Raw genomic sequence first — 24,259 nt, forward strand, 5'->3', positions numbered from 1 at the left:
TTTCTGATGTCGATCTTGTATTTATCCCAAGCGGCTTGCGATGACAGCCGGCAGCTCAGCCAGCTTGATCTCCTGCTGCTCCCCAGTGGCCATTTCTTTCAGAACCGCTGTTCCGCTGGCCAGCTCGGACTCGCCAATAATGACGGTAAATCTCGCAGCCAGCCGGTCCGCTTGTTTCAACTGCGCTTTCATCTTGCGGTCGAGATAGTCCAGCTCAGCCGCCACACCTGCGCTGCGCAGACGGTCGACGAGGCGGAAGGCTGCCGACTTCGCATCCGGCGTCTGAATCGCCACGAAGCAGTCGATGCCGACGGACACCGGCAGTTGGACCCCCTGCTTCTCGAGAGCGAGCAGAAGCCGCTCGATACTGAGGGCAAAGCCGATTCCCGGCATGTCGTCGCCGCCGAGCTCTGCCACCAGCCCGTTGTAGCGTCCGCCGCCGCAGAGCGTTTCTACGGCACCGATTTCTGCCATTTTGATCTCGAAGGCAGTCTGGGTGTAGTAGTCGAGACCGCGAACCATGCGCGGGTTTACCGTGTAGGCGATTCCCAGCTCGGTCAGGTACGCTTTGACCGCTTCAAAATGCGCGGCAGACTCATCGCTCAAATACTCCAAAATAGAAGGAGCATCTTTTGTCAGCGTTTTGCAGGTTTCGTTTTTGCAGTCGAGCACACGCAGCGGATTGCGGTCAATCCGGGATTGACAGTCTGGGCAAAGCTGATCGCGCACGCCGTTCAGATGTTCGAGCAGGTGCTTGCGGTGGTTCGCCCGGTCCTCCAGCGTGCCCACGCTGTTGAGCTCGACACTCAGTCCTGTCAGCCCAAGCTCTTGATAGAGCCGCATCGCCAAAGCGATCACTTCCGCGTCAATCGCCGGATCGCTGGAGCCGATCGCTTCCGCTCCGAACTGGACGAACTGCCGGTAGCGTCCAGCTTGCGGGCGCTCGTGGCGGAACATCGGCCCGAGGTAGTACATCTTGACCGGCTGATTGGGCGAGCCGTACAGCTTGTTCTCCACGTAGGAGCGGACTACGCCAGCCGTTCCCTCCGGGCGAAGCGTCAAGGCGTCCTCGCTGCGCGGATTGGAGACGTTGTACATTTCCTTCTCGACGATGTCCGTCGTTTCTCCGACACCGCGCTGGAACAGCTCTGTGCTTTCAAACAGCGGTGTGCGGATCTCGTGATAGTTGAACCGTCTGCACAAGTCGCGCGCTTTGGCCTCGATGTAATGCCACAGTTCAACCGTACCTGGCATAATATCCTGCGTGCCGCGAGGAATTTGAATCTTTGCCATCTGTTAACCCTCCATCTTTGCTTCCTGCCGGAAACTAGTTCAAACCAAAACAAAAAATCTCCCGCCTCTGACATGCCGCTTGATGCAAACATGTCAGGGACGAGAGATCGGTTTTGCTCCCGTGGTGCCACCCTGCTTGGACTCCATTTCTCATACCGGAGCCCCACTTTTCCAGTCGTTAACGCCGACTTACGCCTGCCAGTTACTAAAAAGGGCAAAAAGCCGCTTCGTTCACTGCGGTCTTCGGGGATGTCATTCACCAAGTCGTCATAGGGAAATGCTCTCAGCCGCGGCAATTCCTCTCTGGCTATCCGTTTCCTGGGTACTTGTTCCCGTCATTAGATCGTTGTAAAAAAGGTCCTTTGAAAATCTTAATGCAAATCATAGCAAACGGCGAATCAGGCGTCAACAGGCACCGGATAAAACTTTTTTGACTGCGCCAAATTGACCAGCCGCACCTTACTTGCCTGCTCCGGCCTTTTCCACTGATGCTTGCGTGGACATTCCCCCGTACACCTGGTCGAGATCGCGGAGCTTCTCTTCGGTCAAAGTCCGGTACGTCTCGTTATACGTCTTCGGGTCCTTTGGATTCGGCCACCTGACAAGCTTGCCGCTGCCGGGGGCCATCAGCTTGGAGACGGCTCCGCAGCCGAGTCCGAGGATGGTCTGCGCCTCTTCCATGATCATGATGTTGTAGATGCTCTCCTGTCCCTCAAGGGCGTAGCCGACATTTTCCAGATTGCCCAGGATGTTTTTCTGGCGGTAAAGGTAGTAGGGATGATAGCCTTTTTCCCTCGTCCAACGGGAAGCAAGCTCCATCATCCGGCTCACTTCCTCCCGGCTGGCCACCTGGTAGCGCTCCTTGTTCTGCGTCATTTCGGAGGCCCGCTTGAATGAGAGGGTGTGAACCGTCAAGGAAGTAGGCATCAGCTTTTCTACTTCCCGCAGGCTGTGCTCCCATTCCTTCAGCCCTTCACCCGGCAAACCGATGATCAAATCCATATTGATGTTGGTCAAACCCATTTCCATCGCCAAATGGTATTTCTCAATCGTTTCCTCCACCGTATGATGACGTCCGATCGCCCGCAGCGTTTCCTGGGTGAACGATTGCGGATTGATGCTGATGCGGTCAACCTCCCACCGCTTCATCACGTCCAGCTTTTCACGGGTAATCGTGTCGGGCCTGCCTGCCTCCACTGTCAGCTCGCGTACGCCATCCATATGCGGAAAGGTCCGATGCATCGTCTGAAACAACTGATCCATGTCATCTGCCGTAATGCTCGTCGGCGTCCCTCCGCCAAAATAAATCGAGGTGATCCGCATATCCCGTTCCGTGAGCCATTGGCCCATTCGTTCGATCTCGTAGTGCAGCCCTTCCAGAAAAGGATTCACTGACGCTGTATGGCTGCGGATGGCGTATGCCGGAAAGGTGCAGTACGCACACTTGGTCGGGCAAAACGGAATCCCGATGTATACAGAAAGCTCCCGGTCGATCTGGTAAAAATCAGGAACGACTTTCAACTGCCTGTCGACGATCTCCTGAAGCAAGGAAAGCTTGTGGGGCCGAACCATGTAGTCCTTTTGCAAGCGGCGGTGAACGGCTTCCCAATCCGCTCCTGACGAAAGCAGGCTATGCATCAGCTTGGTAGGCCGGATGCCGGTGAGCACGCCCCAGCCTTGCTCGATGCCCGTCAGTTCTTCCAGAAGTTGGAGCAAAACATAGCTGACAGCACGCTTGGCGATTTTCCGCTGTTCCTTTTCCTCCAGGACCGTGTACGGACGCTCCACCATCCGCTTTTCATGCCGGTCTCCTGCATGCAATTCTCCTGTGGCACAGACGCCATCTCCACGCTCCTCCAGGGAAAGCCGGATGCGAAGGCTGTCTGAGCCTTTCCATTCCGATACATATACAATTTCCGGGTCTTCATAAAACAAGGCGAGAATCAAACCGATTTCCCGCTCGAATTGATGTCCTTCACACTTCACCTGAATCATGGGTTCACCTGCTTTTCAGTCTGCCCCTTCATCTTATCCGACAAAAAAAGCGTGGTCAACCTGGCGAAAGCACCCGGAATTTCGTTCACCGGCGCAGCTTTCTTCTGAGCTCCTGCACATCTCTGATGCTGATGTGAAACTCCCTGGACATCTCCACGTCGTTCAATGTCGATTCCTTTTCCAGAAAGTCGTGAAAATCGACGGAGAACAACCGTCTGTTTGCCTCTTGCGCAAATGCTTCCTTGTTGGACTGCCTCATCTGCGTGCCTCCTTCTCTCATCCGTGCTGGTTGTATCCTAGTATGGCCCGCAGTGCAAAAAAGCATAAGGGACGCCCGGTCATCACGGAAATGGCCATCGCTGACGATGCTGTTTCCGGTTATGAAGAAAGCAATTTCAACCATAAAAATTTGGTATTTTATAAAGAAGTTTGTCGGAAAAAGCAGGAAAAGAAGAATGAGAGGACGAAAGAGTACTTTTGGTAAATTCCACTAAAATCGGTACTTCACATCTATAAAACTGGAAAGGGTGTCAAATTCGTGCGTTTTCGTCAACATCTCCTGCGGACACTCCTTGCTGTCGCCTGTGCCGTTACCTTGCCTGTCACTGCCGCCTTTGCAGCTGGAACCATCCAGGTTACGGTCGATAATCTCAACGTTCGTTCCGGTCCCAGCACACAGGATCAGGTAGTCACTACCCTGCCGATCAAAACGGTACTGCCTGTCATCTCTGAAAAGGGCGATTGGATCCATGTGCGTCTGCCAAACGGGAAAACCGGTTGGGTGGCCAATTGGCTGGTCACAAAGTCGGGCACAAGCACAAAACCGGCCCCACAGAGTGGCGCTCAATCAACCGCACCGCAGGTAGAGAGCACTACCGACAATGTAAACGTTCGCTCGGGTCCGGGACAAAACTATTCTGTCGTCCAAAAGATTAATCCCGGCAAAAAATACACGGTTACGCAGCGCAGCGGCGAATGGGTCCAAATTCAGCTGTCTGCAAGCGCCAAGGGCTGGGTCGCAGGTTGGCTCGTTACTGAGCACAATGCCGGAAAGCCAGCCGGTCAGCCGAGCACAACTCCTGACGGAGGAAATCCGCCTGCGGCGCCAGCCCATTCTGGCGGCTCTGCCGGGGCTGGACAAGCAGGATCACAGGGCAGTTCTTTGACGCTTGAATACAATCCGTACATTTACCCGTCACCGGATTTTTCATTGCCCGCCATCGGACAGCTTCATTCCGGGTACACCATTACCGTCACGAAAAAGCAGAATGGCTGGATCCAGTTTCCATACGATGGCATACAGGCGTGGATTCCCGAGGAAGGAACCACCCAGCCTGGCACCGGACAGGCTAACGCAGGCAGCGGAGCAGCCAACCAGAACCAGCAGCCACCTGATGTACAGCCTCCGGCAAACAACGGAAGCACGAATACACAGCAGCCTGCCAAGCAGACAGCAACCGTACAGACCGACGGGTTAAATCTCCGGGCCGAGTCGAGCACAGCCAGCGCTGTCCTCGGTACGCTGAAGGCGGGCAGTACCCTGACGGTGCTGGAGAAAAAAGAAGACTGGTACCGGGTGCAAACGCCGGACGGCAAAATTGGCTGGGTCGCAGGCTGGCTCGTAACTGTCCAACAGCCTGTCATGCCCGCTCCCCCGGGACCGCATGTCACTGTCCTCAACCCGGACACGAATGTCCGTTCTGGCCCTGGAACGAATCACCCCATCCTCAAGCAGATACAGCCGGGTGAAAAATACTCGATCATCAAGCGCGAGGGCGACTGGTTCGAGCTCAAATTCACGGATGGTTCCACAGGCTTTGTAGCCGGCTGGCTGGTATCCGCGACAGGAACGCCGGCAGTTGTAAAAACAAACGCGCTGGTCGGCAAGGTGATCGTTGTCGACCCGGGACATGGCGGCAATGACAACGGCGCTACCGGCTCCAGCTTCTCCACTTTGGAAAAAACCGTGAACCTTCAGGTCGCCCTGCTATTGCGGAATAAATTGGAGGCTGCCGGGGCCAAAGTGATCATGACCCGCAGCGACGACCGGAAGCTGACGCTCCAGCAGCGTGTTGATGTGGCGATTCAGAACAACGCGGACATATTTGTCAGCATCCATCACAACACGCATCCGAATTCAACGACGAACGGAACGATCATTTTCCATTACAACAAAGGGAATTCAAGCAAGCTGGCCTCCCTTGTGCAAGCAGAAGTCGTGAAAGCGACGTCCTACAAAGACTTGCAGTCCCGCTTCGGCAACTACTACGTTCTGAGAGAAAATCCTGTAACCTCGATTTTGGCGGAGATCGGTTTCCTCTCCAACTACAATGAAGAGCTCCGGCTTCGCTCTGAGAAACAGCAGGATTTAGCTGCAGAAGGCCTCTTTAACGGGATTTTGCAGTACTTCTCATCGCAGAGCGTACAAGAAGGATAACCGTCAAACCCTTGTCTTCCAATGTGAAGACAAGGGTTCGTTTATTTTATAGGCTTGACGTTGCATTTTTGGAATCATATACTATTCGCATACTATTTGGTATGTAATCCGCATTATATTTCGTTATACTGAGGTGCAAGCAATGAAATCGAGTCAGCAAATACGGGCAGCGGCTTTACATCTGAGTGAGAAACGTCCTTTCGACAAGATCAGCTTTGCCGATGTGGCGAAAGCTGCAGGCGTACATTGGACGGCAGTACGACGCCATTTCGGCTCCAAGCAGGAAATGAGGAAGTGGCTGGAGGCGCAGCAAGCTGCCAGCGGATCTTCACTTGCGGATACGCGGACGAAAATTTTGGATGCCGCAGCCCGCGTATTCTCCAAGCACGGGTTTTCCGGGACGTCTCTGGACCTGGTAGCAGCAGACGCTGGCATGACCAAGGGCGCTGTATACTGGCACTTCTCAAGTAAAAGCGACTTGTTTGCGGCTCTTTGCGAACACCAGTTAAGCCAACAGTTGAAAGTCCTGCCGCAAACAGGTCGGATGGCGTTTGGCAACGGAAACAGCATAGCCGCAGTGAAGGGTCTGGCAGCTATGTTAGCAGCCCAATTCGAATGCTTCGAGCCGGATTCCCACGCACCCATGCTCTTTTTTGATTTCGTCACTGCTTCCCGTGATCCACTCGTGGCCGATGCGCTTCGTTCCGCCTACGGCCAGATTATTGAGGGGACTGCCGCGATGATAAAAGAGTGGCAGAAGGAACAACTGCTTGCTGATGACGTTGACCCGCAAGCAATCGCCATTCTGTTTCAATCATTGATCAACGGTCTGCTTCTCGGGTTGATTATCGATCCAAAGCGTGTCCAATTGCCTTCGATCACATCACAGCTTGCTCAACTTCTCTGGCAAGGGATTCAGCATAAAGGCAAATAGAAGAAAAAGAAAAACCCGTCCTTGCAAAAAGACGGGATCATTAATGCCATCAACATACCAATCAGTACGTGATTAACACACCATATAGAATTCATATAAGGAGGTTGGTTTTCATCTATGAGCTTCCATATGAACCTGATGTTTATTCTGACCGCTTTTACTTTTGTTTTACTCTTGCTCCTCTGTTTGTATGTGCACAACCGAAGACTCGACCGCACCACAAGGAAAGCTTTCCCGCCGGCCGGAGAATACGTAGAGGCAGAACATATCCGGCTCCATTTCACCTCAAAAGGAACCGGTCGCCCGATCGTTTTTCTCCATGGAGGCATCCTGTCTTCCCGCGATTTTTCTAACGTTGTCAGCGAAGCGGCTTCCCGCGGGTTCCGGGCGATTGCCTTTGATCGTCCAGGATACGGGTACAGCGAACGGCCAAAGACCGAATGGGCGACCCCCCGCGTACAGGCGCGACTGCTCAAGGAAGCCTTGCGCAAACTGGAAGCAAAACAGCCTATTTTGGTCGGGCATTCCTGGAGCGCCTCGCTCGTTCTCGCCTACATGCTGGACTACCCCGGCGAGCTTGCTGGAGCGGTTCTGGTCGCTCCCGGCGCATATGGTGGAAAAGCATATCCCGCTGGAGCGATAGACCTGTTCCTCGGCCGACTGCTGCGCGTACCCTTTTTAGGCAGCCTGGCCGCTCATACGGTACTGCCTCCCCTGGCGAGAAAACTGACCTCAACCATGCTGCAATCTACGTTCTCGCCGGACAAAGTTCCAGACGGCTATCAGAAAATAGCGAATGCTCTATGGTCTCGTCCAAGTCAATTGCGTGCCAATCGCGAGGATATTCTCGCATTTGCGCAAACTATTCCCGCCATGGAACAGCATTATTCCCGGATACAGACCCCGACAGTCATTGTTTGCGGCGAAAAGGATCCATTTAGGCCCGACCTGCATGCGTACCGGCTCCATCGCGAGATTAGCCATTCGCGCTTGATCGTTTTGCCGGATACCGGACATATGATCCCGGCCTTGAGGCAAGCAGCAGTTGTCGACGCTGTTGAGCTTCTGATCCGCGAAATGGAGGATTCACTCCATGTAAAATAAAAACGGTGTCCGCCATGGTTCCTTTCTGCTACTAGAGGCGGCTAATAAAATACGAAAAGGAGCCGAGATGTCTCGACTCCTTTTTCTCTGTCAAGTGGATAGGGCCATCCACGAAAGCGACCTGATGTTTATGTTTCCACGATCAGCGTAACGGGACCGTCGTTGACGAGACGCACGTCCATCATCGCTCCGAATCGGCCTGTTTCTACTATCAAGCCTTTTTCCCGCAGCTTGGCATTGAGCAGATCGTACAGCGGCTCGGCCTTTTCGGGACGGGCGGCAGCCATGAAATTGGGGCGCCTGCCTTTGCGGCAATCGCCATACAGGGTGAACTGGGAGACAGACAGGATTTGACCGCCTGTATCCAGCACCGAATGGTTCATTTTTTCTTCGCTGTCTTCAAAAATGCGCAGGTTGGCAATCTTGTCGGCAATGAACTCTACGTCTTTCTCTGTATCCTCATGCGTAATCCCGACCAAAAGCACAAGGCCGTGGTCAATACGGCCGACCACTTCGCCTGCCACGGTGACACTTGCTTCGCGGGAACGTTGGACTACTACTCGCACAGCAGCAAAAACTCCTTCCAGTTCATTCATCTTGCAGTACCAAAGGCTTGTCTCGATGGTATCTTTCTAAATTGCTCGCCCGTAGCGCTGGGTACTGTCCTTTGCTTACACCAGAACGAAACAAGAACACCCGATCTTGTGGGATCAGGTGCTGAGAATCCGTCGGACGGAATAAATGTCCTTGATGCGCTTGATGCGCTCGACCACTTTGTGCAGGTGATCGATATTGCTGATAGAAATCGTCATGTGAATGGTGGCTACCCGATTTTTGTCTGCTTTGCCGCTGACCGCAGAGATATTCGTTTTCGTCTCTGCCACGACCTGCAAAACATCGTTCAGCAGGCCGCTTCGATCCTGACCGGTAATCTCGATATCCACATGGTAGTTATGCTTGAAGTCGGTATCCCACTCCACATCGATCAACCGTTCCATGCACTCTTCCGTCAGGACGTTGGGACAGTCCTTGCGGTGAACGGAAACGCCTCTGCCCCTGGTGATAAACCCGATGATCTGATCCCCAGGGACCGGCGTACAGCAGCGGGAAATCCGCACCAGCAGATTGTCGACGCCCTTTACCTTGACGCCCGACTCGCTGCGGCCTGTTGACTGCGCAGGAGCTGGCTTGTATTCCGGCACAGGCGGATTTTGTTCCTCCCGCTCTTTGCGCAGCTTGTCGATCAGCCTGGTGACGATCTGGGAGGCTGTGATTCCGCCATAGCCCACAGCGGCGAACATGTCCTCATGGCCCTGAAAGTTGAAGCGGGTTGCAGCTTCCTTCAAATTCGCATCGGTCATTGCATCCTTGAGATCGTAGCCTCTGGCCTTGATTTCGGCCTCGACCATCTGCTGTCCTTTGGCTACATTCTCTTCCCGCTTTTCCTTTTTAAACCACTGCTTGATTTTGTTTCGGGCGTGAGCCGATTTGGCGATCTTCAGCCAGTCCTGGCTCGGGCCGTACGAGTGCTTGGACGTCAAAATTTCCACGATGTCGCCCGTCTTCAGCGAATAGTCGAGCGGCACAATTTTGCCGTTTACCTTCGCCCCGATCGTCCGGTTGCCGACGGCGGAGTGGATGCGGTAAGCGAAATCGAGCGGCACAGAGCCTTTCGGAAGCTCGACCACGTCCCCTTTTGGAGTAAAGACAAACACCGTGTCGGAGAAGAGATCCTGTTTCAAGGACTCCATAAACTCCTGGGCGTTTGGAGCCTCCTCGGAGCCCCCTTCAATAATCTCCCGCAGGTTCCCGAGCTTCTCGGCAAAGGAGCCCTGGACGACACTTCTGCCTTCCTTGTAGGCCCAGTGCGCTGCGATCCCGATCTCCGCCGTCTGGTGCATATCCCATGTGCGAATCTGCACTTCCAGCGGCTCGCCTTTCGGACCGATGACAGTCGTGTGCAGCGACTGGTACATGTTTGCTTTCGGCATTGCGATATAATCCTTGAAACGGCCGGGCATCGGCTTCCAGAGCGTGTGGACGATCCCCAGAACCGCGTAGCAGTCGCGAATGTCATTGACGATGATGCGAAGCGCGAGAAGATCGTAAATCTCGTTGAACTGCTTGTTTTGCTTCGTCATCTTCTTGTAGATGCTGTAAATGTGCTTGGGACGGCCGGATATTTCGGCTTCGATGTTCAGTTCCTTCAGCTTATCCTTGATTGTGTCTGCAGCTTCGTTGATGTAGGCTTCCCGTTCGGTCCGCTTTTTCTGCATCAAATTGACAATGCGGTAGTATTGCTGTGGATTGAGATAGCGGAGCGATGTGTCTTCCAATTCCCATTTCACGGAAGCGATCCCCAGGCGGTGAGCCAGTGGAGCAAAAATCTCCAGTGTTTCATCTGAAATTTCCCGCTGCTTCTCCTCTGACATATGGCGGAGGGTCCGCATGTTGTGGAGGCGGTCAGCCAGCTTGATCATGATCACACGGATGTCCTGGGCCATCGCGACCAGCATCTTGCGGTGATTCTCGGCCAGCTGCTCCTCCTTTGACTTGTATTTGATTTTATCGAGCTTGGTCACGCCGTCAACCAACAAAGCTACTTCTTGGCCAAATTCGCCCTGAAGATGTTCGAGCGAAACCTCGGTGTCTTCCACTACATCATGCAAAAAGCCGGCAGCAATCGTTACCGCATCCATGTGCAGCTCTGCCAAAATGCCAGCAACCGCAATGGGATGCATGATGTAAGGAACGCCCGATTTGCGCACCTGGCCTTCATGGGCTTTCTCTGCCAGCTGGTACGCGCGCGTAATCAGATCCAGGTCCGCTTTGGACAAGTAACTGCCTGCTTTTGTGAGTACTTCATTAATGCCGGTGCTCATAGTTCCTTCCCTTATCCTCTCATTAGAAAACCTGGCTGAGCCAAGCTTTTTTTGCGAAGCCTTAGCCTGCGAAGTACGGGACGTGCGGGTGTACGGCATAGGGCAGGAGTGCGCTCTTTTTCGCTGCTCATGCCGATAACCGGTAACAATCTTGATACGTCCGATCGTATAAAAAAAGCTTCATCGGAAGCTCACGGAGAAGCTGACGTTATTACGTGCCGCTTGTGCTCCCCTCACTGTTGCACAAAGGGGAAAAGATGAAAACTGTCTATTTATCCTATTATCTTGTATGTCCATTGTAATGTAAAGGTGATTCTCAAGGGAAAGTTTGCAGGATGGCCAAAAAACAAAAAAACGGGCATTGCGCCCGTCTTTGCTTAATACTGTACAAGGGTTTTGACTGGAATGTCACCCAGTCTTTGGCGGCCATCCAGATAGGAAAGCTCGATGAAGAAGGCTGCACCTACCACGATTCCTCCCAGCTGCTCAATCAGTTGAATCGTCGAGGTGATCGTTCCTCCTGTCGCCAGCAAATCGTCGGCAATCAGCACGCGCTGCCCGGGCTGGATCGCATCCACGTGAACGGCGAGCGCATCCTTTCCATACTCCAGGTTATACTCTGCCTTGATCGATTCGTACGGCAATTTGCCCGATTTGCGGACCGGCACAAAGCCGACACCAAGCGCATACGACAGCGGAGCACCGACGACAAAACCACGTGCTTCCGGACCCGCGATCACTTCGGCATTCACTTCCTTGGCAAAAGTGGTCAATTCCTCAATCGCCGCTTTATAGGCTGGGCCGTCCTTTAACAACGTAGTGATATCCTTGAAGCGAATACCCGGTTGTGGATAATCAGGAATCACGCGAATGTACGATTTAAAATCCATGAAAAAATTCCTCCTACGCGGTGGTCGCTGCCACCTGCTGTTGAAAATGAGTTACCAGTGAATCGTACGAAGAGAGCAGCAGTTCCGTTACCAATTCGCTTTCTTCTTTCCACTCCATATACAGGCGGGAGCTGTCGAGCGGACGCTTCGCTGCTTGGGCGTTGAGCCTGATGGCCCCTTCCTCCATTGTAATGAAGTCCAGCTCTGCGAATACGGCGAGCATCCCTTCCAGTACATCCCGCTTCAGCTTCAACCTGCGTGCCATCGCATCCAGATGAATTCGCTGCACCAGGGGAACCTGCATGAAAAATTGATAGACGAGTTTAAATTGTTCGCGGCCCGGACAGGAGATCCGCTCAAGTCCGAGGTCAGGGTCCCCGAACAAACAGTAAATCCGCTCCGCCCGCTCCAGATACGCCACCGCACCAGCGAGATCGCTGCGGGTCTTGGGCAGATCGTAGAGAATCACATTCGATCTGGCGGCGGGATTGGCAGCGTGGTTCGGCGAGAGGTACAAAAAGCTGTCTGTGCTGCCTCCGAGCGCAGCGACGGGGAACAGCTCCTCGTAGCTTTCCTGCCGAAACATGATCGTCAATGTCTCGCTGCTCTCCTGCAGCTTCCGCCACTTGTCGAGCTTATCTCTGCAGCCGCGCCAATCAAAAATTTGACGGTGAGGCACAGCGATATCCCGGATGGTGATTTGCGGCTTCCGGTTTCCGTTCCATTCATTTACCGACATCTCGCCTAGCACCTGGTAACGTGCTTTCGGCGTCACCTGAGAAACAATATGGGCCCAGTTGAAGCCGATCGCATCGATCTGGCAGGCATCCTTCACCAGCGAGCACTTCAAGTGGGTATCGTCCCGCCCGATCGTGCGCATGCCCGAGGCCTCCACATCGTTTACCAGCACCAGCGGCGTCGGATTGCCCATCCCGAACGGGGCCAGCAGCTCCAATTGTTCGGCAGTCTCCAGTGTGATTTCCGGCATTTCCAGGGCGACATCCACTTTCGTCAACGGAATCAAATCTTCGTCCGTCAGCCATTCGAATGCCAGTTTATTTAGCTGTTTGCGAAAAGCCTCCAGGTTATCCACAGGCAGTGTCATCCCTGCTGCCATGGTGTGCCCGCCGTAATGGGGAAGCCACTCTTTGCAGGCTGTCAAAGCCTCATACATGTCAAAGCCGGCAATGCTTCTCGCCGAGCCCTTTGCCGTCCCTTTTTCCGGATCGATCCCGAGGACGATTGTCGGTCGGTAAAATTTTTCTACCAGTCGTGAAGCCACAATCCCGACTACCCCTACATTCCAGCCTTCCTTGGCGACGACCAGCACCCTGTTTTCATCCAAAGGGTACTTTTCCAAGACCATACTGATGGCTTCATCGGTCATTTTCTGGACAAGCTCCTGCCGCTCCCGGTTCAACTCATCCAGCTGCTGGGCTGCCTCTTCCGCTTCCTGACCATCCTCTGTAGTCAAGAGCTTCACGGCCGCTTCTGCCGTCTCCAGACGTCCTCCCGCATTCAGTCTCGGTCCCAAGGCAAAGCCGACATGGCCGGCTGTGAGCTTTTCGGCATCCGCCAAGCCGCTTACTTTAATCAATGCCTGCAAACCCGGATTGCGGGTATGATTCAAGCGCTGCAGACCGAGTCTTGCCAAAATCCGGTTCTCATCCACCAGCGGCACCAGGTCGGCAATCGTCCCGAGCGCAGCCAGATCAACCAGATCGAGCGGCGGCTCCTCCAGCAATGCATGGGCCAGCTTGAAAGCGACGCCCACGCCTGCGAGCATGTCAAACGGATAAGTGCATGCAGGCTGCTTCGGATTGATCACGGCAAATGCCTCCGGGATAACCTCCGGAGGTTCATGGTGGTCCGTCACAATGACGTCCAGACCGAGTTGTTTGGCAAAGTCGACTTGCTCCACGGCACTAATACCGGTATCGACGGTAATGATCAGCTTGAAGCCCCTCTCGTGAATCTGAGACATGGCCTCCTTATGTAAGCCGTATCCTTCCGTGAAGCGGTTGGGAATATAGTAATCAAACACGGCGCCCATCCGTCTCATCAAATGAACCATGAGCGATGTCGAGCTGACCCCGTCTGCATCGTAATCTCCGTAAATACAGATCGGTTCCTTGCGCTCGATGGCCTGACGGATTCGATACACGCTGCTCTCCATCCCGTACAGGGCAAACGGATCGTGGAAGAGCTCGGGGCCCGCTTGCAGAAATTCTTTCGCACGCTGGGGAGAATCGATTCCACGAATCGCGAGAAGCTTGGCTACCAGCGGAGCCAAACCACACTCACGGGCGATCAACTCTGCCAGCTCATTATCGTACGCAGCCAGTTGCCAGCGTGTTTTCGCTCTCAGCATAGGCCTTCCTCCAATCCTCATTCATTATAGAGGAAAGTGTGGGAGGCTGACAACAACAGAAAGCGCTTTATTCTCTCATGCCTACCGTACGGTCTGCGGGCTCGGGATCGTATGGATTTACATGAATGAATACATCGCGGACATCGGGAAAGCGGGAGAGCAGTGATTGCTTCACTTCTTTCCCAATCCTGTGTCCTTCTTCCACCGTGATGTGAGGGTCGACACCGATCTTTACATCGACAATCTGATAATGGCCGTGCTCTCTGGCGCGGAGCGAGTCAATCCGCATCACTCCCTCGACCGCTTCGATGGCGTGGCGCAGCTCGACGGTCTGGTCTTCGTGGAGAACGTGATCCAGCGCGTTGTGAATAGACTCGCGCATGATCTCGTAGGCCATTTTCAAAACGAGGATGGAAACAAAAATACCGGCAATCGGATCGAGATACAGCAGCCAGGGAAGATCGAAGCGTCCACCCAGTATCGCTCCTCCGATGCCGACCAATGCAGCAAAAGATGAAAACACATCGGATCGGTGCTCAAAGGCATTGGCAATCAAGGAGGGGCTGTTCAATTCTTTTCCCAGCTTGTATTTGTAGCGGAACATCCATTCCTTAACCAGCATAGAGCCTGCCGCCGCCCAGACTGCGATGAAGCCAGGGGGCTCCAATGGCGAAAAAAGCGACTTGACCGATGCAGACCCGATTTCAAAGCCGACCACTGCAAGCAGCACCGAAACGATAATCGCGGCGATCGATTCCGCTTTTCCGTGTCCGTACGGGTGATCCTCGTCAGGCGGGCGTTCTGCCGCCTTCAGGCCGATCAGAACAGCCACCGATCCGACGACGTCAGATGCAGAGTGTACAGCGTCAGCGACGAGAGCTTGCGACTTGGCAGCCATGCCGATGACCAATTTGGCAGCAGCTAATGCAATGTTGCCGATGATTCCGACCCACGCGCCAAACTGGGCTTTCGCCAAACGATTGTCCATTCCCTACTGCCTCCCGTTATGGGGATTTGTCTTGAGAGTAAAAAACCGCGGGGGGATTCCCCGCGGTATCATTCAATCAGCTCTCTGTTGGAGCCGGAGAAAGACGTTTTTTTGCCAATTCCCGTTTTTTCAAGGTAACCCATACTTGTGCAGCCACGAAGATGGAGGAGTACGTACCGCTCACCAGACCGAAGATCAAGGCCAGGGAGAAGTTGCGAATGCTCTCGCTACCCAATACGGCAATGGCGACTGCAGTCAAGAAAACTGTCCCTACCGTAAAGACGGAGCGGCGCATCGTCTGCCACAGGGAGACGTTGACCAGATGCTCCAGATCCTCAACCGTTTTGGACTTCATTGTTCTTAGGTTTTCCCGAATCCGGTCAAAAATTACGATCGTATCGTTAATCGAGTAACCGACGATCGTCAAAATCGCCGCGATAAACGTCAAGTCCACTTCCAGACGGAATACCGAAAACAGCGCGATCGGGATGAAAACGTCGTGGATCAGACCGATGATGCAGGCGATCCCAAAGAGAAACTGGAACCGGATCGCGATGTAAATGATAATGCCGATCCCGGCGACGGCGACGGCAATCGCCGCTTTTTGCACCAGCTCTCTGGCGATGCTCGGGTCAACGGTAGCCTCTTGCTTGGATACCTGGTCACCGTATTTCGCTTTCAATGCGCTCTCCAGCTTCTGCAATTGATCGGCCGGAATCGTGTGGTCAAAACGCGTTTGCGCCTGATCCTGCTTGTCTCCGTATTTGGTTACTGGAGTAAATACGGTGTTGGGCACGTTTTCTTTAATAAGCGTTTCGATGTCGGCAGTCTGGAATTCCTTGCCAACGTAAATATCCAGACGTGTACCGGATTTGAAGTCTACGCCGAGGTTCAATCCCATAACCAGCATGCAAATCAAACCGACGATCAAAATCGTTGCGGAAAGCATGTAAAATTTGCGTCTATTCTTTACGATGTCAAACTTGATGACATCCTCGTGTTGTCGTTTAGAGCTCACCGATTTCACTCTCCTTTACACCGAACCAAACAGGCTTTTTAATCAAGTTGGCTCGGACGAGCAGCCCCAGAAGCAAACGGGAGCCAAATACGTTGGTCAGCAGGCTGACGATAATCGTCATCGCAAGCACGACCGCGAAGCCTTGGATGGAGCTTGTACCAAAGTAGAAAAGAACACCGGTAGCGATCAGCGTCGTAACGTGTCCATCGAGAATGGTAATCAATGAACGGCGTTCACCCGCACGGAATGCAGACAAAATCGTCTTGCCAGTGCGAATCTCCTCTTGAATACGCTCGTAGGTAATGATGTTGGCGTCGACCGCCATCCCTACGGACAAAATAAAGCCGGCAATACCAGGCAAGGTGAGCGTGGCATCCATCCAGTCGAGCACGACGATACTCAAATAGGTAAACGTCGCCAGCATGATATTGGCAACCAAGCCAGGAAGGCGATACACCACAAGCATAAAGACAAAGATCAAAGCCGCGCCTACATAGCCGGCGTTAATTGTTTTTTGCAAAGCGAGCTTACCGAGAGACGCACCTACAGAAGTAACCTGCTTTTCAACCAGTTTCGCAGGCATTGCGCCGGAGTTCAGCAAATCTGCCATTTCCTGTGCCGATTCCACTGTGTAGTCGCCGGAGATTTGTGCACTGCCGCCTGTAATGACGGTTTGAATAACCGGATTGGTCATCATCGTCTCATCCAGGTAAATCGCCATATGTTTATGCAGATTTTCCCGTGAGATTTGTTCCAGCTTTTTCGGATCGGAGATCTTCAGGGTGACGACTGGACGTTTCAGTTCATCATAGCCAACCCCTGCACCGCCGGGAGCCAGGTCGCTACCCTTCAAAATAATCTTGCCCTGCTCATCGCGGAACGTCAGTACTGCCGGTTTTCCGATCAATTCACGAAGCTTGTCCTGATCGGCAGCCTGTGACGCGATCTTTACGCGAAGGCGGTTGGGAAGCTCGGTTTCAATGACGGGTTCCGCCACTCCCCCGATGTTGATCCGCTTCTCGACCATACGCGCGGTCGCTTTCAACAGCTCGATATCCACCTTTTGGTTAGCCTCCATCGGCTCTACCACGTAGAGGATCTCAAAGCCGCCCTGCAAGTCCAAACCAAGTGTGATCTTGCCTGCCACCTGTGTAGTTGTCGTGGTCATCAATGTTGCCAATACCCCCACGATAACCAGGAACAGGAGGAATCTTCCCCATTTAATCATGTAGTAATACCCCTCTTTCCTTCCAGGGTTCCGTCGGTTGACGCGAAACCAATATGCCCATTATAGCGAAGTAAGAAAAAACGTGTCAATTTTTGTAGGAAAGCGGAACCATGGTAACCAACCCCTCGTTTAGCAAATAGGTTCCTATTTGCACATCCGCAATGAAGGGTTCGCCGAACGGACTGCCGTGTCGGGACCTCTTACACATTGCTTTCTCCCTCTACGAATAGACAGCAAAAAAGTTTCATTAGGAATTTTTGTACATCTGCACCATCAGGTAATTCATGTATTTATTCGGCTTTAAAGACAAAATGTCATTTACCAGCTGATGCAGCGGCGGCTCCTGCTTGTACGTGCTGACTACACACTCCCAGATGTCCTTTGGCCCTACATTTTCATACCCCAGAAGTCCGAATTCCTCTGCCTTGCTCTCGCATAGGCTGGCTACCTGCGCATACCAGTGATGCATCTCCATCTGCAATCCCCCTTTAAAGTAGTCATGCCGCTGGCGGCACGTCCATATTCTTATAGTGCACACTGTTCTTGAAATTTCGGCGGTAAAGGAGCCTGCCATGAGACAGTCTTTCTTATACGGAACCATTATCCTGATCATTGCCGGCGGCGTCACCAAATTGCTCGGTTTCGCCAACAGAATCGTGCTCTCCCGCATAATCGGGGCGGAAGGGATGGGGCTGTACCAGATGGTCGTCCCGCTGCTCTACTTCTTGATCACCTTGACGACCTTCGGCATGCCGGTTGCTATCGCAAAGCATGTGGCCGAGACGGAGGCGGCGAGCGACTCCCGCCAATCCAGGCGCTTTCTCATGCTTGCACTCGGTGTAACCGGAGCGATCAGCCTGGTGTTGTGCATCATTCTGTTCGCCTTTTCCGGCCCGATCGCCCGCCTCTTTTTTACGGATCCGCGAGCACATGTAGTCTTGCTGGCTGCCATACCGGTCATTCCCATCTCAAGCATCTCCATGGTGTTGCGCGGCTATTTTCAAGGGAAGCACAACATGACGCCTACAGCTGTTTCCCAATTGGTCGAACAAATTTGCCGCATGGCGCTGGTCGTCGTCATGACCATCTCTTTTATGCCGCTGGGGATTCAGTATGCTGCCGCTGGTGCGGTAGGAAGCATCGTCTTTGGCGAGGCAGCAGGCTTTTTGTACATCCTCTGGCAGTATCGGCGGGCTACACAGAAAACGGCCGCACAGGTATGGGAACGCCCTCTCCTGGCAGCCATGGTTAACAGCCGAAACAGTTTGCGCCAACTGTTGCACGTTTCGTTTCCTGTTACGATGAGCAAGCTGATCGGCTCGATCGCCTATGTGATGGAGCCGATGATCGTCCCGTTTGCCCTCGTCTTGGCCGGGCTCTCTACCTCAGCCGCCACCGGCTTGTACGGACAGTTTGCAGGAATGGCTGTGCCGCTGCTGCTGTTTCCCACTTTTCTTACCTATTCCTTGTCCGTGTCGCTCGTTCCTGCTGTCGCAGAGGCCGCCTATCAAAAAAATGCTCCGCTCGTGCATCGCCGCATCTACCAAGCGATGCGGATTTCACTGGTGATCGGAGCACCTTGTACTGTCTTGCTGTTTATTTTTGCCGAACCTCTTTCCGGACTGCTCTACGGTGAACATCAATCGGAGGTTGGCATCTTGCTGAAGGAATTGGCCCCGTTTTCCGTGTTTCTCTTCTTTCAGGCGCCTCTGGCCGCCGCCCTGCAAGGACTTGATTTTGCCCACGTCGTGTTTCGCAATACACTGATCGGAGCTGTCGTCAAGACCGTGGCGATGTTTGTCTTTACAGCCAGACCCGAGTTTGGAATTCACGGCGCTGTCATTGCGACTAATATCGGCATTACACTGGTGACATTTCTGCACATTGCCAGCCTGGTAAAGAAAATCGGGTTTACGGTAGACATTGTAGAGATGGGCAAAATCGTCACGGCTATGTTTGCGATGGGCTACGCCGGCTCCTACATGGCTTCGCACTGGTTTGCCGACGTTTCCGTTGGCCGCCTGCTGTTGATCTGTTCAGTGGCCAGTATGCTTTTATACCTTTTGCTGCTTGTCGCTTTCCGGATTTTGGGGAAGCAGGACGTACGCCGCATTCCGTGGATCGGGGAACAACTGGCCGTCTTTTTTCCACGCCGCTGACATACGCGTTGGCGGCTACTGTTTTTTCTGCTTGTCTTTTTTATCCAGGTACATGATGCCCCGCTCGTCGATACTGCAAAATGAGACATCCCGGATATCCTTGATCCCGTATTTGCGAATCTCCCGCTTCAGCCAGAGCTCGTTTTGTCCGATTTTACGCAGAGCTTCCACACGTACTTTGCCGTCCAAAATAAGCGGTATCGGCAGTCCGGTGAAGGTTACGGGGCCTTTTGGCAGCGGATCGGGCAAGTTCAGGTCCTCGCGGGTCAACGGGTGCTTGGACTGCTTGGGAAAAACGCTCATTTGGCCGGTCGGCTCCATCACAGCAAACTCGACATCCGCCAGATTCTTGATATTTTTTTGCCGCAGATGCACCATCAGATCGTCAAAGTTGAGTCGATTTCTCCTCATGGCATCCTCGCGAATTTCTCCGTTCTCGATAATCAGATCGGCAGAGCCGTCTATGACATCCCGGACTTTTTTGCTCTTCAGTGAAAGCCAGGAGATTACGATCTCCAGCAAGCAAATCAACAGCATCGGTATATAGAACAAACTGGCCTGTTTGTCAATCTGTTCAATAGACAAGACAGCCATCTCCGCCAGCATGATGGAGATGACCACATCGAATACGGAGAGCTTCCCCAGTTCCCGTTTTCCCATCAGGCGAAGCAGAACCAAAATGAAAAAATACGAGAACATGGTGCGCATGAGCGCCGTTGGCAATTCTTCCATGGAAGTCGACCCCCTCACGCAGAGATTTGTCTATAGTCTCCGCGGGAGGTTCATCAACTATAAGCTCCAAATTTGGCTAATGCCCTACAGCCACTTTCGCTTGCGGAAAATGTGCAGCATAACAAAGGTCATCGCAATCATGACAGTCAAAGCTACAATCAGCATGTACGGCTCGGCCGCTTCACCAAGCCAACTGAACGTATTCATTCCGAAAAGGCCGGTAATAAAGGTCAGCGGCAGGATGATGGTCGAGATAATGGTCAAAACCCGCATCGTCTCGGTTGTTTTTGCGCTAATGATGGTGTAATAGGTATCGAGTGCACCATTTACCAAATCGCGAAATGTCTCGGTAGAGTCTGCGATCCGCTCCAGGTGGTCAGTCAGGTCAGTGTAGAACGGAACGTTTTCCTCGGAGATGTCAAACGAATAGCGCCCATTGACATTGGCAAAAATTCGTTTCTGCGGCAGAATCACACGGCGGATCAAAATAATTGTCCGCTTCAGCGCCAGGAACTCCTCCGTGATCTCCTCCATCTGGTGGTCAAAAATTTCGTCTTCCAACTCGTCAATACGCACGCTGATACGATCCATAATCGGGAAATATTCATCGGTAATCCCGTCGACAATGGCATACAGCAAATAATCCGGACCGCGATTCAAATAGGAAATATTGCGGTGACAGATCGAAGCGATCCTTCCAATCGTATTCATCGGCGACTTGTGGATCGTGACGATATAGTTGGGCCCGAGAAACACGTTCAGTTCTACCGTTGTAATTTCGTCGTCGCTTTCTTCATTGTATCGCAGAGCGTGAAACACGAAGAAGTAATAATCATCGTATTTATCCACCTTTGCACGTGGGCTTACGTGCAGGCAATCCTCAATAGCCAGCGGGTGAAACTCAAAAATTTTGGCGATATACTGCAGCTCGTTGTTTCCCACATCGTACAGATCGATCCAGAGCAGATCCTCCGGCGATTTCAGGAATTGGTCTTTCTGGCTGAGGTCCACATCATGAAACATCTTCTGTTCCGAGTGGTTGTAGAAATAAGTTTTGATCATGTTTTCTCACCCCCGTCTGGTTCCTCATCCATTCTACGAAAATTCTTCATGATGTTCAACGCGAAGATGAATACCCGGGTCAAGCCTTTCATATAGATGGTACAAACGTGACGAGTAAGGAGGGTTATCCTTGCGGAGTGCTTCCACTTCAGTCTTTGCTGGTCTTTTGTACACGCTTGGTCTGGTCTTGCTGGGCGCCTTGATGGCTGCCTTACTTCTCTCTTTCACATCCATACGCGAAAGCTCCCTGCCCTATTTCACTTATGTGATCAATGCGATCGGGCTTTTGGTCGGCGGATACGTCACCGGACGCCGTTGCGGCGGCAAAGGCTGGTATTATGGCGGTCTGACAGGACTCTTTTATTTCCTGCTGGTGATCCTGATCGGATTTCTCGGTTTTGATGCCCCGATGCAATGGGGGACCTTTTTCTACCTGATTGGCGCTTTTCTGCTGGCATCCTTTGGCGGGATCATGGGGGTCAACTCCACCTCGAAGCGGTAAAATGGCTTGCATGCAAACGAAGGCGCAAAAAAGAGGGCAGCTCCACGTCTTGTACGGACTTGGAGTACCCTCTTTTTCCTTTGCCATCTATGCTTTCGACTCTTCCTTCGCTTCCTTGGACTCGGAAGCCGGCTCATTGCTGCTGGATACCACGTTGTTTACGGCGCCGCGGTCAAAAGTGACATGTACGTTGTGCGCGATACGCAGTGTAACGGTGTCGTCAGAGATATCCTGAATCGTTCCGTGCACACCGCCGATTGTCACAACCTTGTCCCCTTTTTTGATGGAAGCAAGCATCGCATTACGCTGTTTTTGCCGCTTCTGCTGCGGACGAATCAGCAGGAAATAAAAAATCACAAACATGATGATAAGGGGTAAAAATTGTTGTAAACCTTCCATGGGAGTCCTCCTTAAAAAGATCTATCTTCACTCAATCCATATTGAGCGAAAAACTGGTCTCGAAAATCGCCGAGGCGGTCTTCGGCAATCGCCTGGCGAACCTCTTTCATCAGGTTCACCAAGAAGTGCAGATTGTGATACGTAGTCAGCCTGATGCCAAACGTCTCTTCTGCCTTCACCAAATGACGGATATAGGCGCGGGTGTAGTTCTTGCAGGTGTAGCAGCTGCAATTCGGATCGAGTGGCCCGAAGTCCCGGGCATACTTGGCATTGCGGATCACAAGCCGTCCCTGGCTCGTCATGCATGTCCCATTTCGCGCAATCCGCGTAGGCAGAACGCAGTCGAACATGTCAATGCCTCTCATCGCTCCCTCGATCAGGGCATCAGGTGAGCCTACCCCCATCAGATAGCGAGCCTTGCCAGTCGGCAGCAGCGGAACCGTATGCTCGAGAATCTCATACATCAACGGGAACGGCTCACCGACACTCAGTCCCCCGATCGCGTACCCGGGAAAGTCCATCGATACGAGATCGCGAGCGCTTATCTCCCTCAGATCCTTGAACATGCCGCCTTGCACAATCCCGAACAGGGCTTGCTCATTTGGGCGGGTATGCGCTTTCAGACAACGCTCAGCCCAGCGGCTCGTTCGTTCCATTGATTTTTTCACGTAATCGTACTCGGCCGGATACGGGGCACATTCGTCAAATGCCATGAAGATGTCGGCACCCAGGGCATTTTGAATCTGCGTGGCCTCCTCCGGACCGATAAACAGCTTTTCTCCGTTCAGATGGGAACGGAAGGAGACGCCTTCCTCCGTAATCTTGCGCAAATTGCTCAGACTAAAGACCTGAAAACCGCCCGAATCGGTCAATATGGCGCGATCCCAGTTCATAAAGCCGTGCAATCCTCCTGCTTCCCTGACAATTTCATGTCCGGGACGCAAGAAAAGATGGTATGTATTGCTGAGAATAATACCGGCCCCGAGCTCTTTCAGTTCCTCGGGACTCATGGTTTTTACGGTCGCTTGTGTACCCACCGGCATAAATACAGGAGTGTCGATGGTCCCATGCGGCGTATGCAGCTTCCCGAGGCGGGCCCCCGTTTGCTTGCAGGTTTTGATTAGTTCGTAGCGGACAGCCAAATTATGTACACTCCTCAAGAATGTAATTCCTTCCTATTATATAGAAACTGGCTCCTGAGCACAAGAAAAACCGGGCTTTCCCCGGTTTTAAATCAGCAGCATGGCATCGCCGAAGCTGAAGAAGCGATACTCCTCTTTGACAGCGGCCCGGTAGGCGTTCATGATATGATCCCGTCCTGCCAAAGCGCTGACCAGCATGACAAGGCTTGATTTGGGCAAATGGAAGTTGGTCAAAAGACCGTCGATGATTCGGAAGCGGTAGCCCGGGTAAATAAAAATGTCCGTCCATCCCGATTCGGCAGCAAGCTTGCCGTCATGAGCCTGTCCGACCGTCTCGAGCGTCCGGCAGGATGTCGTTCCGACCGCGATCACCCGCCTTCCTTCCGCCTTGGCGGCATTGACGATTTCAGCAGTTTTTTGCGGAATCTCGTAGTACTCGCTATGCATGACGTGTTCTTCCACGAGATCGGCTGTCACCGGACGAAAAGTGCCTAAACCGACATGAAGCGTAATGTATGCGATTTGCACTCCCTTTTCTTCCAGCCGTTTTAGATACGCTTCCGTAAAATGCAGCCCTGCTGTCGGAGCCGCTGCCGAACCCCGCTCCTTGGCATAGACTGTCTGGTACCGCTCCTGGTCGTCCAGTTGGGCGTGGATGTATGGCGGGAGCGGCATCGAACCGAGCTGATCCAGGATCTCGTAAAAGATTCCCTCGTAATGAAACCGGACGATTCTGCCTCCCGTCTCTGTCACGTCCTCGCACACACAGCGCAATTGCCCGTTGCCGAACACAACCTCCGTGCCCGGTTTCACCCGCTTGCCCGGCTTGACCAGCGTTTCCCAGCGGTCTTCTCCAAGCGATTTGAGCAGCAGGACCTCTATTTTTGCACCTGTGTCAGCCTTCTCCCCGATCAGGCGCGCAGGGAGGACACGACTGTCGTTCAAAACGAGCACGTCTCCCGGATTCAGGTAGTCGATCAATTGGGTGAATTGACGGTGAGCCAGCTCTCCTGTTCGCTTGTTCATGACGAGCAGGCGCGAAGCAGTTCGATCCTCCAGCGGATGCTGGGCAATTAATCGTTCAGGCAACTCAAAGTCAAATTGTTGTACGTCCACAAGCTCT

The 24,259-nt window shown here is 52.9% G+C and carries 21 protein-coding genes and 1 other annotated feature; of the genes, 5 read left to right on the forward strand and 16 right to left on the reverse strand.

The window, feature by feature from the left end; genetic code table 11:
• Positions 1-21: 21 nt before the first annotated feature.
• From hisS to V5G20_RS19055, 3 genes are all read right to left on the reverse strand, one after another.
• Positions 22-1,293, reverse strand: coding sequence for a histidine--tRNA ligase (hisS, locus tag V5G20_RS19045; protein WP_122958166.1), 1,272 nt, complete (start codon positions 1,291-1,293; stop codon positions 22-24).
• Positions 1,294-1,385: 92 nt separating this feature from the next.
• Positions 1,386-1,641: a binding site (T-box leader), on the reverse strand.
• 111 nt (positions 1,642-1,752) lie between these two features.
• A complete protein-coding gene (locus V5G20_RS19050; protein WP_338461795.1) occupies positions 1,753-3,288 on the reverse strand; it encodes a coproporphyrinogen III oxidase in 1,536 nt (511 codons plus the stop codon).
• An 85-nt stretch (positions 3,289-3,373) separates the two neighbouring features.
• Positions 3,374-3,547: a hypothetical protein gene (locus tag V5G20_RS19055; RefSeq protein ID WP_003387560.1), complete on the reverse strand. Its 174-nt coding sequence runs from the start codon at positions 3,545-3,547 to the stop codon at positions 3,374-3,376.
• Positions 3,548-3,826: 279 nt separating this feature from the next.
• Between V5G20_RS19055 and V5G20_RS19060 the strand changes: the two genes are divergently transcribed.
• The 3 genes from V5G20_RS19060 (at position 3,827) to V5G20_RS19070 (ending at position 7,763) form a co-directional block, all read left to right on the forward strand.
• The gene (locus V5G20_RS19060) at positions 3,827-5,725 is read left to right on the forward strand and encodes an SH3 domain-containing protein (protein WP_243015003.1); all 1,899 of its coding nucleotides are present in this window, start codon (positions 3,827-3,829) and stop codon (positions 5,723-5,725) included.
• A gap of 142 nt (positions 5,726-5,867) precedes the next feature.
• A complete protein-coding gene (locus tag V5G20_RS19065; RefSeq protein ID WP_003387564.1) occupies positions 5,868-6,659 on the forward strand; it encodes a TetR/AcrR family transcriptional regulator in 792 nt (263 codons plus the stop codon).
• A gap of 117 nt (positions 6,660-6,776) precedes the next feature.
• Positions 6,777-7,763 carry an alpha/beta hydrolase gene (locus tag V5G20_RS19070; protein WP_338461798.1) on the forward strand — a complete coding sequence of 329 codons (987 nt, stop codon included), beginning with the start codon at positions 6,777-6,779 and terminating at the stop codon, positions 7,761-7,763.
• A 128-nt stretch (positions 7,764-7,891) separates the two neighbouring features.
• On the opposite strand, the gene dtd is transcribed toward V5G20_RS19070, so the two are convergent.
• The 8 genes from dtd to V5G20_RS19110 form a co-directional block, all read right to left on the reverse strand.
• Entirely contained in the window at positions 7,892-8,329 is a 438-nt protein-coding gene (gene dtd / locus V5G20_RS19075; RefSeq protein WP_003387566.1) for a D-aminoacyl-tRNA deacylase, read from the reverse strand.
• 144 nt (positions 8,330-8,473) lie between these two features.
• Positions 8,474-10,645 (reverse strand): RelA/SpoT family protein, encoded by a 2,172-nt coding sequence (locus V5G20_RS19080; RefSeq protein ID WP_003387567.1) that lies wholly within the window; start codon positions 10,643-10,645, stop codon positions 8,474-8,476.
• 377 nt (positions 10,646-11,022) lie between these two features.
• Positions 11,023-11,535 (reverse strand): adenine phosphoribosyltransferase, encoded by a 513-nt coding sequence (locus V5G20_RS19085; protein ID WP_024983962.1) that lies wholly within the window; start codon positions 11,533-11,535, stop codon positions 11,023-11,025.
• Between the two features lie 13 nt (positions 11,536-11,548).
• A complete protein-coding gene (recJ, locus tag V5G20_RS19090; protein ID WP_338461802.1) occupies positions 11,549-13,906 on the reverse strand; it encodes a single-stranded-DNA-specific exonuclease RecJ in 2,358 nt (785 codons plus the stop codon).
• 67 nt (positions 13,907-13,973) lie between these two features.
• Positions 13,974-14,894: a cation diffusion facilitator family transporter gene (locus tag V5G20_RS19095; protein ID WP_031932374.1), complete on the reverse strand. Its 921-nt coding sequence runs from the start codon at positions 14,892-14,894 to the stop codon at positions 13,974-13,976.
• A gap of 76 nt (positions 14,895-14,970) precedes the next feature.
• Positions 14,971-15,912, reverse strand: coding sequence for a protein translocase subunit SecF (secF, locus tag V5G20_RS19100; protein WP_003387571.1), 942 nt, complete (start codon positions 15,910-15,912; stop codon positions 14,971-14,973).
• On the reverse strand, positions 15,902-17,140 hold the full coding sequence (gene secD / locus V5G20_RS19105) for a protein translocase subunit SecD (protein ID WP_003387573.1): 1,239 nt from the start codon (positions 17,138-17,140) through the stop codon (positions 15,902-15,904). Before secD ends, secF begins: the two co-directional genes overlap by 11 nt.
• Before the next feature lie 247 nt (positions 17,141-17,387).
• On the reverse strand, positions 17,388-17,615 hold the full coding sequence (locus tag V5G20_RS19110; RefSeq protein WP_003387574.1) for a post-transcriptional regulator: 228 nt from the start codon (positions 17,613-17,615) through the stop codon (positions 17,388-17,390).
• 97 nt (positions 17,616-17,712) lie between these two features.
• Between V5G20_RS19110 and spoVB the strand changes: the two genes are divergently transcribed.
• Positions 17,713-19,299, forward strand: a complete 1,587-nt coding sequence (gene spoVB, locus V5G20_RS19115; protein ID WP_031932373.1) for a stage V sporulation protein B — start codon at positions 17,713-17,715, stop codon at positions 19,297-19,299.
• 15 nt (positions 19,300-19,314) lie between these two features.
• Here the strand turns inward: spoVB and V5G20_RS19120 are convergent, their stop codons facing one another.
• Both V5G20_RS19120 and corA read right to left on the reverse strand, forming a co-directional pair.
• Complete coding sequence (locus V5G20_RS19120) at positions 19,315-20,031, reverse strand: DUF421 domain-containing protein (RefSeq protein WP_003387577.1); 717 nt, start codon at positions 20,029-20,031, stop codon at positions 19,315-19,317.
• Positions 20,032-20,115: 84 nt separating this feature from the next.
• Positions 20,116-21,093: a magnesium/cobalt transporter CorA gene (gene corA, locus V5G20_RS19125; protein ID WP_003387578.1), complete on the reverse strand. Its 978-nt coding sequence runs from the start codon at positions 21,091-21,093 to the stop codon at positions 20,116-20,118.
• Between the two features lie 130 nt (positions 21,094-21,223).
• Here corA and V5G20_RS19130 point away from each other — a divergent pair, with 130 nt between their 5' ends.
• Complete coding sequence (locus V5G20_RS19130) at positions 21,224-21,595, forward strand: TIGR04086 family membrane protein (RefSeq protein WP_003387579.1); 372 nt, start codon at positions 21,224-21,226, stop codon at positions 21,593-21,595.
• An 87-nt stretch (positions 21,596-21,682) separates the two neighbouring features.
• Here the strand turns inward: V5G20_RS19130 and yajC are convergent, their stop codons facing one another.
• The 3 genes from yajC to queA form a co-directional block, all read right to left on the reverse strand.
• Positions 21,683-21,994 carry a preprotein translocase subunit YajC gene (gene yajC / locus V5G20_RS19135; RefSeq protein WP_003387580.1) on the reverse strand — a complete coding sequence of 104 codons (312 nt, stop codon included), beginning with the start codon at positions 21,992-21,994 and terminating at the stop codon, positions 21,683-21,685.
• 11 nt (positions 21,995-22,005) lie between these two features.
• Positions 22,006-23,136: a tRNA guanosine(34) transglycosylase Tgt gene (gene tgt / locus V5G20_RS19140; RefSeq protein ID WP_003387581.1), complete on the reverse strand. Its 1,131-nt coding sequence runs from the start codon at positions 23,134-23,136 to the stop codon at positions 22,006-22,008.
• 87 nt (positions 23,137-23,223) lie between these two features.
• A complete protein-coding gene (queA, locus tag V5G20_RS19145; protein ID WP_003387582.1) occupies positions 23,224-24,252 on the reverse strand; it encodes a tRNA preQ1(34) S-adenosylmethionine ribosyltransferase-isomerase QueA in 1,029 nt (342 codons plus the stop codon).
• Positions 24,253-24,259: the final 7 nt, after the last annotated feature.

This window comes from Brevibacillus borstelensis, assembly GCF_036700025.1.
Taxonomy (GTDB): domain Bacteria; phylum Bacillota; class Bacilli; order Brevibacillales; family Brevibacillaceae; genus Brevibacillus; species Brevibacillus borstelensis.

Excerpts from the sequence above, each read along its gene's own strand:
- hisS (WP_122958166.1), bottom strand. The coding sequence starts at position 1,293 with ATGGCAAAGATTCAAATTCCTCGCGGCACGCAGGATATTATGCCAGGT.
- V5G20_RS19050 (WP_338461795.1), bottom strand. The coding sequence starts at position 3,288 with ATGATTCAGGTGAAGTGTGAAGGACATCAATTCGAGCGGGAAATCGGT.
- V5G20_RS19055 (WP_003387560.1), bottom strand. The coding sequence starts at position 3,547 with ATGAGGCAGTCCAACAAGGAAGCATTTGCGCAAGAGGCAAACAGACGG.
- V5G20_RS19065 (WP_003387564.1), top strand. The coding sequence starts at position 5,868 with ATGAAATCGAGTCAGCAAATACGGGCAGCGGCTTTACATCTGAGTGAG.
- V5G20_RS19070 (WP_338461798.1), top strand. The coding sequence starts at position 6,777 with ATGAGCTTCCATATGAACCTGATGTTTATTCTGACCGCTTTTACTTTT.
- V5G20_RS19080 (WP_003387567.1), bottom strand. The coding sequence starts at position 10,645 with ATGAGCACCGGCATTAATGAAGTACTCACAAAAGCAGGCAGTTACTTG.
- V5G20_RS19085 (WP_024983962.1), bottom strand. The coding sequence starts at position 11,535 with ATGGATTTTAAATCGTACATTCGCGTGATTCCTGATTATCCACAACCG.
- recJ (WP_338461802.1), bottom strand. The coding sequence starts at position 13,906 with ATGCTGAGAGCGAAAACACGCTGGCAACTGGCTGCGTACGATAATGAG.
- V5G20_RS19095 (WP_031932374.1), bottom strand. The coding sequence starts at position 14,894 with ATGGACAATCGTTTGGCGAAAGCCCAGTTTGGCGCGTGGGTCGGAATC.
- secD (WP_003387573.1), bottom strand. The coding sequence starts at position 17,140 with ATGATTAAATGGGGAAGATTCCTCCTGTTCCTGGTTATCGTGGGGGTA.
- V5G20_RS19110 (WP_003387574.1), bottom strand. The coding sequence starts at position 17,615 with ATGGAGATGCATCACTGGTATGCGCAGGTAGCCAGCCTATGCGAGAGC.
- spoVB (WP_031932373.1), top strand. The coding sequence starts at position 17,713 with ATGAGACAGTCTTTCTTATACGGAACCATTATCCTGATCATTGCCGGC.
- V5G20_RS19120 (WP_003387577.1), bottom strand. The coding sequence starts at position 20,031 with ATGGAAGAATTGCCAACGGCGCTCATGCGCACCATGTTCTCGTATTTT.
- corA (WP_003387578.1), bottom strand. The coding sequence starts at position 21,093 with ATGATCAAAACTTATTTCTACAACCACTCGGAACAGAAGATGTTTCAT.
- yajC (WP_003387580.1), bottom strand. The coding sequence starts at position 21,994 with ATGGAAGGTTTACAACAATTTTTACCCCTTATCATCATGTTTGTGATT.